The sequence below is a fragment of the Mesorhizobium sp. M7A.F.Ce.TU.012.03.2.1 genome (assembly GCF_004006095.1).
In the GTDB taxonomy this organism is placed as follows: Bacteria; Pseudomonadota; Alphaproteobacteria; order Rhizobiales; family Rhizobiaceae; genus Mesorhizobium.
In genome coordinates this window covers 3,526,274-3,540,722 of the sequence record NZ_CP034779.1, presented here as the reverse complement: position 1 = coordinate 3,540,722, position 14,449 = coordinate 3,526,274, and the positions used below count along the sequence as shown (strand labels likewise).

General features: G+C 60.5%; 14 protein-coding genes. 3 read left to right on the top strand and 11 right to left on the bottom strand.

Translation table 11 applies throughout. The annotated features are described in order from the left end of the window. Positions 1-153 precede the first annotated feature (153 nt). Entirely contained in the window at positions 154-3,645 is a 3,492-nt protein-coding gene (gene carB / locus EJ079_RS17165) for a carbamoyl-phosphate synthase large subunit (RefSeq protein ID WP_127809595.1), read from the top strand. Between the two features lie 96 nt (positions 3,646-3,741). Here the strand turns inward: carB and EJ079_RS17160 are convergent, their stop codons facing one another. The 5 genes from EJ079_RS17160 to EJ079_RS17140 all read right to left on the bottom strand — a co-directional run bounded on the left by EJ079_RS17160 (position 3,742) and on the right by EJ079_RS17140 (position 7,924). Next, a complete protein-coding gene (locus tag EJ079_RS17160) occupies positions 3,742-4,626 on the bottom strand; it encodes a reverse transcriptase family protein (protein WP_127809594.1) in 885 nt (294 codons plus the stop codon). Positions 4,627-5,341: 715 nt separating this feature from the next. Beyond that, complete coding sequence (locus tag EJ079_RS17155) at positions 5,342-6,115, bottom strand: hypothetical protein (protein ID WP_127809593.1); 774 nt, start codon at positions 6,113-6,115, stop codon at positions 5,342-5,344. Between the two features lie 283 nt (positions 6,116-6,398). After that, positions 6,399-6,791, bottom strand: coding sequence for a RidA family protein (locus tag EJ079_RS17150; protein WP_127809592.1), 393 nt, complete (start codon positions 6,789-6,791; stop codon positions 6,399-6,401). A 281-nt stretch (positions 6,792-7,072) separates the two neighbouring features. Beyond that, on the bottom strand, positions 7,073-7,534 hold the full coding sequence (locus EJ079_RS17145; RefSeq protein ID WP_127809591.1) for a hypothetical protein: 462 nt from the start codon (positions 7,532-7,534) through the stop codon (positions 7,073-7,075). Beyond that, complete coding sequence (locus EJ079_RS17140) at positions 7,535-7,924, bottom strand: DUF6152 family protein (RefSeq protein WP_127809590.1); 390 nt, start codon at positions 7,922-7,924, stop codon at positions 7,535-7,537. Positions 7,925-8,142: 218 nt separating this feature from the next. Here EJ079_RS17140 and EJ079_RS17135 point away from each other — a divergent pair, with 218 nt between their 5' ends. Next, entirely contained in the window at positions 8,143-8,463 is a 321-nt protein-coding gene (locus tag EJ079_RS17135) for a DUF1476 domain-containing protein (RefSeq protein WP_127809589.1), read from the top strand. Positions 8,464-8,556: 93 nt separating this feature from the next. Here EJ079_RS17135 and EJ079_RS17130 read toward each other — a convergent pair whose 3' ends face one another. Together EJ079_RS17130 and EJ079_RS17125 are read right to left on the bottom strand one after the other, a co-directional pair. Beyond that, a complete protein-coding gene (locus EJ079_RS17130; protein WP_127809588.1) occupies positions 8,557-9,111 on the bottom strand; it encodes a DUF4142 domain-containing protein in 555 nt (184 codons plus the stop codon). A gap of 211 nt (positions 9,112-9,322) precedes the next feature. Beyond that, a complete protein-coding gene (locus tag EJ079_RS17125) occupies positions 9,323-10,066 on the bottom strand; it encodes a DUF899 family protein (protein WP_127809587.1) in 744 nt (247 codons plus the stop codon). 147 nt (positions 10,067-10,213) lie between these two features. Between EJ079_RS17125 and EJ079_RS17120 the strand changes: the two genes are divergently transcribed. Further along, the gene (locus EJ079_RS17120) at positions 10,214-10,549 is read left to right on the top strand and encodes a hypothetical protein (protein WP_127399076.1); all 336 of its coding nucleotides are present in this window, start codon (positions 10,214-10,216) and stop codon (positions 10,547-10,549) included. A 12-nt stretch (positions 10,550-10,561) separates the two neighbouring features. Here the strand turns inward: EJ079_RS17120 and EJ079_RS17115 are convergent, their stop codons facing one another. The 4 genes from EJ079_RS17115 to EJ079_RS17100 form a co-directional block, all read right to left on the bottom strand. After that, positions 10,562-11,386, bottom strand: a complete 825-nt coding sequence (locus EJ079_RS17115) for a carbohydrate ABC transporter permease (protein WP_127809586.1) — start codon at positions 11,384-11,386, stop codon at positions 10,562-10,564. Position 11,387: 1 nt separating this feature from the next. After that, a complete protein-coding gene (locus tag EJ079_RS17110; RefSeq protein ID WP_127809585.1) occupies positions 11,388-12,350 on the bottom strand; it encodes a sugar ABC transporter permease in 963 nt (320 codons plus the stop codon). A 52-nt stretch (positions 12,351-12,402) separates the two neighbouring features. Further along, positions 12,403-13,671, bottom strand: coding sequence for an ABC transporter substrate-binding protein (locus tag EJ079_RS17105; RefSeq protein ID WP_127809584.1), 1,269 nt, complete (start codon positions 13,669-13,671; stop codon positions 12,403-12,405). Positions 13,672-13,956: 285 nt separating this feature from the next. After that, complete coding sequence (locus EJ079_RS17100) at positions 13,957-14,445, bottom strand: GNAT family N-acetyltransferase (protein WP_127326851.1); 489 nt, start codon at positions 14,443-14,445, stop codon at positions 13,957-13,959. Positions 14,446-14,449: the final 4 nt, after the last annotated feature.

The following is a 14,449-nucleotide window of genomic DNA, read 5'->3' as shown; positions in this document are numbered from 1 at the left end:
CCCTACTCCCCTACCTCGCATTTTCGGGGTTACATCAGTCAAAACTCTTCCCTATAAGGCCCTCCTAGCCTGATACCAGAATCGCGAGCACAACCGGCCGGGTCTTCCCGTCCCGGTTTTTTGTGCAAGCCGCCCGCCGAACGGACCTTTGACATGCCAAGACGCACTGACATCAAGTCGATCCTGATCATCGGGGCCGGCCCCATCGTCATCGGCCAGGCCTGCGAGTTCGACTATTCCGGCACGCAGGCCTGCAAGGCGCTGAAGGAGGAAGGCTTCCGGGTCATCCTGGTCAATTCCAACCCGGCCACCATCATGACCGACCCGGAACTGGCCGACGCCACCTATATCGAGCCGATCACGCCTGAAGTGGTCGCCAAGATCATCGCCAAGGAGCGGCCCGACGCGCTGCTGCCGACCATGGGCGGCCAGACCGCACTCAACACCGCTTTGTCGCTGCGCCGCATGGGTGTGCTCGAGCGCTACAATGTCGAGATGATCGGCGCCGACGCCACGGCCATCGACAAGGCCGAGGACCGCGCGCTGTTTCGCGAGGCGATGAAGAAGATCGGGCTGGAAACGCCGAAGTCGATGCTGGCCAACGCCACCGACGTCAAGAACACCGACCGCAAGACCCATGAGGCCGAGCGCGCCGCCGTCAAGGCCGAGGCGCCTGCCGATCTCGACGCCGCGCTTGACGCGCTGGAAACCCGCTGGAACCTCGGCGAAGGCGACCGCAAGCAGCGCTACATCAGCCATGGCATGGCGATCGCCGCCCAGGCTCTCGACCATGTCGGCCTGCCCGCCATCATCCGCCCGTCCTTCACCATGGGCGGCACCGGCGGCGGCATCGCCTACAACCGCGCCGAATTCTACGAGATCGTCCAGTCCGGCCTCGACGCCTCGCCGACCACCGAAGTGCTGATCGAGGAGAGCGTGCTCGGCTGGAAGGAGTACGAGATGGAGGTCGTCCGCGACAGAGCGGACAATTGCATCATCGTCTGCTCGATCGAGAACATCGACCCGATGGGCGTGCACACGGGCGACTCGATCACCGTCGCCCCGGCGCTGACGCTGACCGACAAAGAATACCAGATGATGCGCAACGCCTCTATCGCGGTGCTGCGCGAGATCGGCGTCGAGACCGGCGGCTCCAACGTGCAGTTCGCCGTCAACCCGGCCGATGGCCGCCTGGTGGTCATCGAGATGAACCCGCGCGTCTCGCGCTCGTCCGCTCTGGCCTCCAAGGCGACCGGTTTCCCGATCGCCAAGATCGCGGCAAAGCTCGCCGTCGGCTACACGCTGGACGAGCTGGAGAACGACATCACCGGCGGCGCCACGCCAGCCTCCTTCGAGCCGTCGATCGATTACGTGGTGACAAAAATCCCGCGCTTTGCCTTCGAAAAATTCCCCGGCGCCGAGCCGGTGCTGACCACCGCCATGAAGTCGGTCGGCGAAGTCATGGCCATCGGCCGCACCTTCCAGGAATCGCTGCAGAAGGCGCTGCGTGGACTTGAAACCGGCCTCACTGGTTTGGACGAGATCGAAATCCCCGGTCTTGGTTCCGCCAACCATGCCGACGACCGCAACGCCATTCGCGCAGCCCTGGGCACGCCGACGCCCGACCGGCTGCGCATGGTGGCGCAGGCGATCCGCATGGGCACCTCGCTGGAAGACGTGCACGCCATGTGCAAGATCGACCCGTGGTTCCTCGAACAGATCGCCGGCATCGTCGCCATGGAAGCCCGCATCCGCGAGCACGGCATTCCCGAGGATGCCGTCAACCTGCGCATGCTGAAAGCCATGGGCTTCTCCGATGCCCGCCTCGCGTCGCTGACGAAGACCGATGCCGAAGTGATTCAGAAAGCTCGCGAAAAGCTCGACGTTCATCCAGTTTATAAACGCATCGACACCTGCGCGGCCGAGTTCGCCTCGCCGACCGCCTACATGTACTCGACCTATGAAGTGCCGTTCGCCGGCGCGCTGGCCAACGAGGCGCAGGTCTCGTCGCGCAAAAAGGTCGTCATCCTCGGCGGCGGGCCGAACCGCATCGGCCAGGGCATCGAGTTCGATTATTGCTGCTGCCACGCCGCCTTCGCGCTGCGCGACGCCGGCTACGAAGCGATCATGATCAACTGCAACCCGGAGACGGTCTCGACCGACTACGACACCTCAGACCGGCTCTATTTCGAGCCGCTGACGGCGGAAGACGTGCTGGAGATCCTGCGCGCCGAGCAGGCCTCAGGCGAACTGGTCGGCGTCATCGTGCAGTTCGGCGGCCAGACGCCGCTGAAGCTGGCCGACGCGCTGGAGAAGGCCGGCATCCCGATCCTCGGCACCTCGCCCGACATGATCGATCTCGCCGAAGACCGCGACCGCTTCCAGAAGCTGCTGCACAAGCTGAACCTCAGCCAGCCGAAGAACGGCATTGCCTATTCGGTCGAGCAGGCCCGGCTGGTTGCCGGCGAGCTCGGCTTCCCGCTGGTGGTGCGTCCGTCCTATGTGCTCGGCGGCCGCGCTATGCAGATCATCCATGACGAGGGCATGCTGCAGACCTATCTGCTCGACACCGTGCCCGGCCTGGTACCGGAGGACATCAAGCAGAAATACCCCAACGACAAGACCGGCCAGATCAACACGCTGCTGGGCAAGAACCCGCTGCTGTTCGACACCTATCTCTCGGGTGCCATCGAGGTCGATGTCGACTGCCTCTGCGACGGCAAGTCGACCTTCGTCTCCGGCATATTGGAGCATATCGAGGAGGCCGGCATCCATTCGGGCGACTCGGCCTGCTCGCTGCCGGTGCACTCGCTGCCTTCGGAGCTGGTGGACGAGCTGGAGCGCCAGACGGCAGCCCTTGCCCGCGCGCTCAATGTCGGCGGCCTGATGAACGTGCAGTACGCGATCAAGGACGGCACGGTCTATGTGCTGGAGGTCAACCCGCGCGCATCGCGCACCGTGCCCTTCGTCGCCAAGACCATCGGGCGTCCCATCGCGAAAATCGCCGCCCGCATCATGGCCGGCGAAAAACTGGAAGACGCCTTCGCCCATTACGGCGCCATGCCCGACCCCAGAAACCCCGGCCACATCGCGGTCAAGGAAGCCGTGTTCCCCTTCGCCCGCTTCCCCGGCGTCGACATATTGCTCGGCCCGGAAATGCGCTCGACCGGCGAGGTCATGGGCCTCGACCGCGACTTTGCGCTGGCCTTCGCCAAGAGCCAGTTAGGGGCCGGCGTCGACCTGCCGCGTTCCGGCACGCTGTTCGTCTCGGTGCGCGACGAGGACAAGAAGGGCATCCTGCCGGCGGTCAAGCGCCTGGCCGGCCTCGGCTTCAAGGTGCTGGCCACCTCGGGCACGGCCCGCTTCCTCGCCGAAAACGGCGTCGACGCCCAGAAGATAAACAAGGTGCTGGAAGGCCGCCCCCACATCGAAGACGCCATCCGCAACCGCCAGGTGCAGATCGTGTTCAATACAACGGACGGCCAGAAGGCGGTGTCGGACTCCAAGTCACTGAGGCGCGCGACGCTGATGCAGAAGGTGCCGTATTACACCACGCTGTCGGGTGCGGCTGCGGTGGCGGAGGCGATTGCGGCGCTGAAGGCGGGGAGCCTCGAAGTGAGGCCGCTGCAGGAGTATTTTGCGTAAAGCTTAACAGATTGAGGTGACCGCATCAAGATTATGGCTACTCAGAGGGAGATCCGATTTTACGGATAAACCACCAAGAAAAATTGAAATTGCGATTTACTTCAATGGCTTCAGCTTGAGAATTTCTTTCCCGAGGCGGGCTGTCTCATTGTGAGGTTCGATAGATAGCCAGTACTCTATCTGACCCAGGAGTCTATATTTATAGATTGGGTCAGATATTCCTGCGTTATTTTTATGAGATTCAATTCCATACCTATTGATATAATGGATGGCTTGCCTCAAATTTCTACGCGATTCCTTTGGCAGTCTCAGCTCTCCACCGGAAATCGAAATGCCAGTGATGATTTTCTTTTGACCCTCAAAGGCAAGGACAGTCTTTTCCTCAGCGATTTCGAGGCCAAAATTTGACAAGCAGTCGCTAAGAAACGGAAAGGCACTCTCGGGTATTAGATCTCCGGAGAGGCAGATATCGTCCGCGTACCTCGAAAACAGAAGCCCATTTTGGTTACAAAATTCTGCAATCCGCACATCAGCCTGAAGCATCACGATATTACTAATCGCCGGACTAGTTGGGGCTCCCTGCGGAAGCACATCATCTAAAGTACACACCCTCGACAAATAATATGATATCTTTGGCGAGTATCCAACTCCAAGAAAAATATCATCGACCGCTGCATATTTGATAGAGCCAAAGAAATCTCGAATATCTATTTTTAAAATACATTTCGACGCAGCGTGCAATTTCGCATTGCCAACGGTGTTGCGCCCCCTAACAAACCCAAAAGCCGACGGATGCAGGCTGAGCTTCGAGAGAATTTCGTCCAAAATCCATCGCTGCAGCCCCGCCAGAAATGGTCGAGGTACAAAAAGGGAGCGTTCTCCGCCCCTCCGCTTTGGGATACTTCTAGGACTGTAGTAGCGGCGGTTGTCCAGAGCTACGCTCGCTATGAACTTCGCCTCAAGTCCGGAATGCCAAGCCATGTGCTGAATATCTAAGATTACAGGAAGGCCTTGTGCCTCTAACCGTTCCGCGTACGCTATGAGACCCCGTTTGGCTGCATGCTTAAGTGGCCAACGGAAAGTTCTTTGCTTTAAAAATTCACTGTATGGTTGCACCGGCACCAAGTCACCACATAATATACATATTAGTAATCGACTGCTTCATCGACAAATAACAATGTTAGTTGTCTGAGGTTCGTAGAACCTCTCGGTAATCTTCTTCGATTGCCGAATGGGCTTAACTCTAGCCTAAGTCGCCGAGGCGAATCCACCTCGTTGCGCTAGTTCCTTAATGCCGGTGCAAACTCGCTGATTCAGAAACCTCAGTCTGCCGTCTCTCCCAGTTTTGTCAAGAAGTCGAGCTCAAGGCTGGACATTCTGGGAACATACAAATCAAAGTCCTCGGCACGCGGCCGGCGCTGCGGAACGTATCTCCATTCCTTGTCAGCTCTAGGCCTCATGAAGAGCTCAGGCGCATGGGCGTCAATCCAAGCTACGCCCTGCGGCAGAAGCCTAATTCTAAGTCCCACCTCGTCATGCTCGATCGTCGCAATCTCATTGGCCTGCAGGAAATCCACACATTCGAGCATCTGGAGCGGAGACAGCCGATACCTTTTATGAAATTGGTACCCGTCAACCCATCCGCGATTGCGATATATCTCACGCAATACCTCCAATATGAAGGTAGGATAGGTCATCACCTGAGCCTTTTAAAAATTGTCTTTCTCGGTTTGTAGTCTTTATATACAGGCCACCAGAATATTGGAAAAACATTGTTTGGGCAATTGTGATTGTGCACAGAAAACAAGGCCTCAGACGACCCATACCCCATAGAGGGCATGAACTGACCTTTGTATATCGCCGCGAGATTCTTTTCCAAGGATTTCATGATCTTTCGCTTCGAACTCACGTCTGCACCCTCGTATCTGTCCGATATTCCGCGATTGAGCCAAATTTCTGAATGATAGTCCAGGCCAAGGCCATCCAGTCGAGATTTTGCAGCAGCCATACCGGCAATAGCTAGAAGATATACCCTATTATCTTTGTATTGGCTATTTTTGACATATTCGACAAATTTCGTTGCTTGGCGCTCGATAGTCTTTCCAGTCCCGAAGAAATCATCAAACAGTACGTAGTTCTTTCCATTTCCAAATGCATCACTGTAGCCGACCAAAGAGTTTCTGAAATTCTTCTCAGACCAGCCATCGACGGAGCTAAAATCATTCTTTAACTGCTGCAAAAAAGCCTGAGATCCATCGGCTTCATGGTCGTCGCTCACGGCAAAGAAAATGGTATTCTTTGCAGACAGCGACCATTTCTCTTGGACATGAGCAGAAACAGATTTCGTTATATCCACCATATCGAAGGATGTTATTACTTTAAAATTGTTTACAAGATCTATAATTAAGTCGCGAGACTCAGCATCATGGCAATCATTCCAAAGCCTAACGAGAGCGTCATATTCACTCATCAACCATCTGCATTTTTTGCAGATGTCAAAGAGTACTTTAAAATCACCAGAGTCCATAAAATGAGTCGCGCGAGGCGCATCTGCGATGTTTTTAGTCAGAGTTAAGCTCCCCGAATTTGACGCGACAATCTACCCATTTCCGTATCTTTCAGGCAATAGCGGCGGTCGGAAATTGAACTCACCCGACGCAATTGCGAAAGCACTATACTTAAGTTGAAATATCCACCCTTAAGCCCGCTTCTTCGCTCTACCAGGGTCAAAATCTGGTGGTGAGAGCCACCCCTCACGCCACCGCAACACACTCGATCTCGATATCAAACTCCATCGGCCATGACGCCACCGGCACAAAACTCCGCGCCGGCGGGTTCACGCTAAAATACCGGGCATAAACCCGGTTGATGGCGTTGTAGAAGCCGGAATTGACGGCGTAGATGCGCACCATCACCACGTTTTCCAGCGAGGTGCCGGCCGCTTCCAGGCAATGTTTCAGCGCCTTCAGCGATGCCTCGGTCTGCACCTCGATGTCGCCGCGCACCATCTCGCCGGTCACCATGTCCACCGGCGGCGTCGCCGAGATGAACACGAAGCCGTTGGCCCTGACCGCTGTCGAACAGGGCAGTCCGAGCGCCCGCACCTTGTCCGACATAACAGGCACTTCGATGATTTCTTTCTTCATGGCGAGCTCCCTGAGTTTGTGCAGCTGTCGCTGTGGTTTTGTGAAGAGGACCCCCACCCTAACCCTCCCCACAAGGGGGAGGGAACGCTGCCGCGCGCTCTTCTTTCATCCTCTTGGGCCGAAACATCGGCAGTTGCCGAGGTCAGCGCTGCTAAATCCCCTCCCCCTTGTGGGGAGGGTTAGGGTGGGGGTCCTCTTCGCAAAAAGTCTTTGCGCCAACCCTCTTCTTGCGGGAGCTTATCCGTCCGTCTTGGGAAGGCCAGTGCCGACGCTCGATTTGGCTAAAGAAAACCGATGAACCGTCCGGCGAAAAGCACGGAAATCCACAGCAGCATCGAAAGCAAGGCCATAGCGGTCCCGCCTGCCGGCTCGTCGCCGCCCGTTGCGCGGCGAAAGCGCATGAAGGCGAAGAAATTGACGCCGGCGAGAAGGATGAGTGCCATCTTGGCGAGGAAGACCGGCATCGCCGCATAGGTGCCCGCCTTGACCGAAAACAGCAGCGAGCCTGTGACGAGCGCGCCCGCGAACGCCGCCAATGCAACGCGGCGCAGCAGCGCGACGAACGCGGCGTAGGGCAGCGAACGGAAGGCGCCGCAGATCCTGAGGTCCATGAGCACGACGCTGGTCAGCAGCGCGCCGATCGACATGATGTGGAGCGCATTGACCACGGGGTAGGCAATGAAGGAGCCCTTCAGCCACCGCGCCAAAGCGAGTTGCTCGATGCCGGCGAGAAGCTCCGTCATCTAGGCCGGCGGCACGCGGTCGGGATAGACATCATAGGTCTTGCCGTTGACGATGAGGCGCACCGCTTTCATGCGCTTTTCGCTCGCCTCGAGCGAGCGGTTGCCGATCGCGGTCACCTCGTCGCCGATTTTGGCCACCTCCTCGGTGAAGCCGGCGGCGATGGTGCGGGACGGCGGCGCCATCTCCACCCGCCAGGCCTCGCCCTCGGCGTCGACATCCAGCGTGGCATGCGGATTGCCGATATAGATGGCCGTGATCTTGCCCCTGAGTTCGAAAAACCCGTCCTGCGTCCACGACCAGCCATGATGGGCATAGGCCGCGGTGCCGGCGGCAAGGATCACGGCCGCCGTCAGCGCGACGCTGCGAATTCCATTGAAAGGCGACTGCATCGCTCGTCTCCTCGGTTCGTCCACCATGCATTCGAGAGTAGGACACAGCGCGGCAACGTCAAATCACATCGGCCAATGACCGGAACCGCCAGGCGCCCCGCTCATCACCGGCGTGAACGATCCGGCCTTGCTAATGACATCCATGCACGCCACTCTCGCCTTCCCTGCCCGCTCTTCCCTCGGGCTGAAGATCGGACTCACATCGAACGAGGCAAACCATGAGCAGCATGAGAGACCGTCAGGAAGGCTTCGAAAAGAAGTTCGCGATGGACGAGGAAACGAAGTTCAGGGCCATGGCGCGCCGCAACAAGCTGCTCGGCCTGTGGGCCGCCGAACAGCTCGGCAAATCCGGCGCGGACGCTGACGCCTATGCGAAGGAAGTGGTGCATTCGGACTTCGAAGAGGCAGGCGACAACGACGTGTTCCGCAAGGTCCGCGCCGATTTCGACGCGGCGGGCATCGCCCAGTCGGATGCCCAGATACGCACCGCCATGGAAGAGCTGCTGGTGACCGCGGTGGAGCAGATCAGGTCGACCTGAGCGCCGCTCATTATTGTGCTTGGTTTGCCACCGTAACGCTCTATGGCCCCCAGACAGAGGGGGGCGCCATAGAGCGTCGGCCTTGAACCGCCCTCACCCCTGATGCGCGGCCGCCAGTTCCTTCACATGTTTTTCGTGCATCTGCAGCGTCGGCAGGGTTTTCTTGGCGAATTCCTTGATCGCCGGGTCGTCGCCGGATTGCGCATAGCCGCTGAACAGCGCGACGGCTTCCTTGTGGGCGTTGGTCTGCATCTCGATGTATTTGGCCTGGAACTGATCGCCGCTGGCGCCCTTCAGCTCATCGAGCATCTTCTGCTCCTTGGGCTGTAGGGCTGGACCGGACGGTGCGGTGGCCGAGGTTGTCTGGCCCTGGGCAAGCGCCGCCTTGAATTCCTCGCCGGCCTTGGTGTGGTCGGCGATCATCTGTTTGGCGAACGCCTTGACGTCGGCATCGGTCGCCTTCTGCTCGGCGAGCTTGCTGGACTCGATCTCGAACTCATTGGCGCTCGGCACCGTCTTGATGAAGGTCGAAGTGTCGACCTTCGTCGTCGTAGCGAGCGGCGTGGTCGTGGCGGTCGTGTTCGACTGGGCAAAGGCCGGCGCGCCGGCAAGCAATGCTGCTGCGGTCAGAATGGTAAGCGTCTTCATGGCATGTCTCCGGTTGGAATTGTCCCTCGGACAATCCAACGTCGCTTGGGCACTCCGGTTGCAGCTCTTGAGGAAGAAGCCTGCGCATGTCGCCTCAATTGCCCCACCGTATCCGTGCCTGACTCGAACGCTCGCCGATGCCCTCGTTCGAGCCAGCCCATGGGACTCATGTTCCGAAAACTGAAACGCGGCGGCTGGCCAGAGCTGCCTTTCAGTGGCAACACGCCTCGCCATATTGCAGCTGCTCGTTCCAGTTCGGGCGGCCTTCCGGCGTGAAATCCATCAGGTTCCACAGCGTTTCGCAGGTGCCGAGGCTGCGCGGATCCTGGCCCGGCTCCGTCGGCGCGAAATCCAGTTCCGAACTCCAGAAATGGCGTATGCCGTCGGGGTCGCGGTGAAACACCGACAGCAGCGGGATCTGTGAGCCGTCGGCCGCCTCCGCATTGTAGTCGCGCTTGAAGCTGTTGGAAGCCGAAGACACCAGCCGCATGTTGCGCCAGCCCCTGTCGCGGCCGAGCGTGACCAGGTTTTCGAGCGCGGTCTTGCCCACCACCGCGAAATTGAAGCCGGCGGCCTGGAGATGCCCGACCGCGCCGTCGAACTGGTCGAGCAGCGCCGTGCAGGAGGGGCATGGCTGGTCCTGCCGGGCGAGCTTCGCCGTGCCGCCGCTGGTCGCCACATCGCGCTTCTCCTGCGGGTGGCGCGGGAACATCATGTTGTAAAGGATGAGCGAGTCCTTGCCGGGCGCGAACAGCTCCGACAGCTTTATCTTTGCAGGCCTCCCATCGCCGTCCAGCCCGTCGAACTCATAATCCTGGCGGATCAGCCCGCCCGGCGGCAGCGCGCGCCGGGCCTCGGCGACCTCTTCCATGACCCGGCGCAGCTCGATTTCCTTCTTCAGCAATTTTTCGCGCGCGGTGCGGTATTTGGCGGATTCATTGGGAAAGGTGATCATGATCGGCTCCTTCAAGTCGCGGCGCCGGCGTCCCCGGCGCGGTTGCTCTGCGACCCAAGGACGTTTGGCGGCGATCGGTCCCGACATTTATTGCGCATGGTGGAGATGTCGTAATACCTGTTCGGGCAGCGTGATCCGGGGAACAACATGCACGACGACGAGATCGACCTGCGCTGCCCGCAAGTGGTGGCCGACAATGCCGCCAAGGGCCTCAGGCTGCGCGGCGAGTTCGGCCGTGGCGGCACCGAGATCGGCGTCGCCCGCGCCACCGAGCTGAAGAACCGGGAAAAGCTCGCGCCCTCCACCATCCGCCGCATGGTCAGCTATTTCGCCCGCCACGAGATCGACAAGCGCGGCAGGAACTACGGCAATGAGCAAAACCCTTCGGCCGGCTACATCGCCTGGCTGCTGTGGGGCGGCGACGAAGGCCGCGCCTGGGCGCTGGAGCTCAAGCAGAAGATCGGCAACGCGCCGGACATCTGAGGACTTCGTCCCTCACCCCTTCACACCGCCGGCGGTCAAGCCGGAGACGATCTTGCGCTGGAAGATCAGCACCAGCACCACCAGCGGCACCGTGACGATCACCGAGGCGGCCATGATGTTGCCCCAGGGGATCTCGAACTGCGAGTTGCCGGAGAGCAGCGCGATCGCCACCGGCACGGTCCGCTGTGCGTTGTTGGAGGTGAAGGTCAGCGCGAACAGGAACTCGTTCCACGCGCCGATGAAGGCCAGCAGGCCGGTGGTTGCCAGCGCCGGCCACATCAATGGCAGGAAGACCCGCGTGATGATGATCCACGGCGTCGCGCCGTCTAGGATCGCCGCCTCCTCGACCTCGACCGGCAGGTCCCGGACGAAGGTGGTGAGCACCCAGACGGTGAACGGCAAGGTGAAGATCATGTAGGAGAAGATCAGCGCGAACAGCGAATTGTAGAGGCCGAACAGGCGGACCAGTTCGAACAGCCCGGCCAGCAGCGCCACCTGCGGGAACATCGACACCGACAGGATGATGAACAGCAGGGCCGAGCGGCCGCGGAATCGAATGCGCGCCAGCGCATAGGCCGATGTGACGCCGAGCAACAGAGAAAGCGCAACCACCGCGCCGGAGACGAACAGCGAGTTCAGCAAGTTTCGCACGAAGCTGCCTTCGGTCAGCACATTCCGGTAGTTGGCGAGGCTGATCGTCGTCGGCCACAGATCGGCCCGGAACAGGTCGGTCCCCGATTTCAGGCTGGTGACGATGGCATAGTAGAACGGGAACACGGCGACGAAGACGATGAACGCGACCAGCAGGTAAAAGGCCGTGCGCTTCACGATCCACATGTCAGCGGCCTCCGTCCAGGCTGATCCGGCCGATGCGGATGGTGATGATGGTGAGCAGAGCGAGGATCAGGAAAAGCAAGGTCGAGGCGGCGGACCCATAGGCGAACTTGTCGAACTCGAACAGGTTCTCGCGGGCGAATACCGACATCGACTTGGTGTGCACATTGTTGGGCGTCAGCACATAGATCAGGTCGAAGATGCGCAGCGCATCGAGCGCGCGGAAGATCACGGCCACCATCAGCGCCGGGCGGATCAGCGGCAAGGTCACCCGCCAGAAGATCTGCCAGGAGTTGGCGCCGTCGAGCCTGGCGACCTCGATGATCTCCCTCGGCAGCATCTGCAGCGCGGCCAGGATAAGCAGCGTCATGAACGGTGTCGCCTTCCAGATATCGACGATGAGGACGGCCGCCATCGCCGTGTCGGCGTTGGCCGTCCAGGCGATCTTGGTGCTGATCAGGCCGAGGTTGAGCAGCACGACATTGATGATGCCGAACTGGTCGTTGAGCATCCATTGCCACATCTTCGCCGAGACGATCGTCGGGATCGCCCAGGGGATCAGGATCGCTGCCCTGACGACGCCGCGGCCTCTGAATTCGGCATTGAGAACCAGGGCAACGATCGTGCCGAGGATGGTTTCGCAGGTCACCGAAATCACCGTGAAACGAACCGTGTTCCAGACGGCACGCCACCAGACCGGATCGACGAGCAGCCCGTCATAGAGGGTCCGGCCGCTCGGCATGTGCAGCACCGAGAAATAATTGCCGAAGCCGACCCATTGGCGCGCGTCGAGGTCGGCTAGCGAGGCGTCGGTGAAGCTGAAATAAACCGTGCGGGCAAGCGGCCAGCCGGCCGCCGCGGCGAGCACCAGAAGCATTGGCGCCAGGAAAAGCCACGCCGAGCGAACGCGCTGTGCCGTCAACGGCGAGTGCGCGGCCCTGGCTGTTTCCGGTTCCATTCCTGTCATTTCGCTCCCGCTCGTTGCGGTCCCGCCGGGCGGGTGCCCCGGCATCGTCGCGTCACCAGCCTCGGCCCTTCAGCTTGGTCAGCATCGCTTCGAGGTCGGCCAGATTGTCGGCGGCGGTGCCGTCGCCCGAGAGCGTGTTGTGAACGGCGTTCCAGAACTGGCTCGAAGCCTCGTTGTATTTGATCCTGGCCGCGGCCGACGGGCGCGGCACCGCATTGAGAAATATCTGCTTCCAGCGCGGAATAATCGGGTGCTCCCTGGCAATGTCGGCATCGTCATATAGCGCCTGGATGGTCGGCAGGTTGGACGTCTTCAGCGCGCGGTATTTCTGCATCGCGGGCGAGGCGATGAACTTGACCAGCTCGATCGCGGCATCCGGATGCTTCGAATATTTGGAGACGGCGAGGTTCCAGCCGCCCAGGGTCGCGACCGGGCGCGCGCCCTCGCCCGTGCCGGCCGGCAGCGGTGCCACGTCGAACTTGCCCTTGATCGGCGAGCCCTCGCCGTTGCCGAGCGCATAGGCATAGGGCCAGTTGCGCATGAACACCGCATTGCCTGTCTGCCAGACGCCGCGCGATTCCTCTTCCTGGTAGGCAAGCACGCCGGGTGGCGCGATGGTCCCGACCCAGCCCTTGGCCATGTCGAGCGCCGCCGCCGCTTGGCTGTTGTTGATGGAGATGGAGCCGTCCGGCTCGATGATCTGGCCGCCGCCATTCGACATCACCCATTCGAGCGCGTTGCAGGTCAGCCCTTCATAGGCGTTGCCCTGGAAGACGAAGCCCCAGATATCCCGATTGCCGGCCGCACGCTCCTTGTCCATGACCAGCCTGGCGGTGTCCGCCAGTTCCTTCCAGGTGGCCGGCACCTTGGCGCCATATTTGTCGAGGAGATCCTTGCGGTAGTAGAGCGCTGGCGCATCGGTGAAGATCGGCAAGGCGACGAGCTTGCCGTTGACGGTCTGTGACTGGATGATCGATGGGAAATGCTCGGCCACGACGTCCTTGGTCGCTGCCGTCAGATCCACCAGCTGGCTGGCGAGCTGCGGTGCCCAGATCACGTCCGTCTGGTAGACGTCGATGTCACTGTTTCTGGCGGCGAGCCAAAGCCGGTACTGACCGAACTGGTCGGTTCCGGACGTCGGCATGACGACGATGCTGACCTTGTTGCCGCTGTCTTTCTCGTAACGGTCGAGGATCTCGCGCAGCACCTTGATGCCGTCGCCGGTATCGCCCGACACCATCGACAGCTCGACGGCCCGCGCCGGCGTGCCAACCAGCATGGCGGCGACGCCAAGCGCCAGGAATGCGTGAGAAAACTTCATGGTGGTGGATGTCCCTCCGCGGCCGGCCGCGGAAAATTCCTCCCACCCGCCGGCAGCTTGTCAGGCCCTCACCTCCCATTGAATGCGAAGCGGCGCTTTGGGTTCCCAAATCGCGCCGTTCCTGCGTGAGGCGACACCCATCAGGGTGTGTTGAGATTCAGGTCAGGCCGAGTCGAAAATGGTGGTTTCCGAGAACCGGAGCGGAGCGTATTTTTGGGTACGTGAGCACCGGAAGCGCAGGAAGCCATCATTTGCAGGCCGGCATCACCTGAATATCAGCACACCCTAGCCTTCCCAGGCGACAGGCATCATGCCCAGCCGCTCATAGAGCCGGACGGCGGCGGGATTCTCGACCGTGTTGGTCTTGAGGTCGACATGATCGGCGCCGCGTTCGCGAAAAACGGCGAAGGCGTGCCACATCAGCGCTTCGGCAACGCCCTTGCCGCGAGCCTCCGGATGAACGGCTAGATCCTTGACGAAGGCGCGGGTCCAGCACAGTGCCGCTGCCGCCAGCCGGCCCTTGGCGTCGATGACGAGAAAGCACAGTGCCGGGTCGAATTCGGGATCGTCGGCGATGCGCGGCCACCACTCGTCGAACGGACCGTCGGCGCCGTCGTCGAACACTTCGGTCAACAGCGCATGCAGGGGCAGCGCATCACCGGGCTCGAAGCTGCGCATGACAAAGCCGTCGGGCCAGTGCGGCGGAACCAGCGTCTCGTCGAGGATTTTGCGCAGCCGGATGTCGTTGAGAGCCGGCGGGCGCGGTTCAGGCATCGCG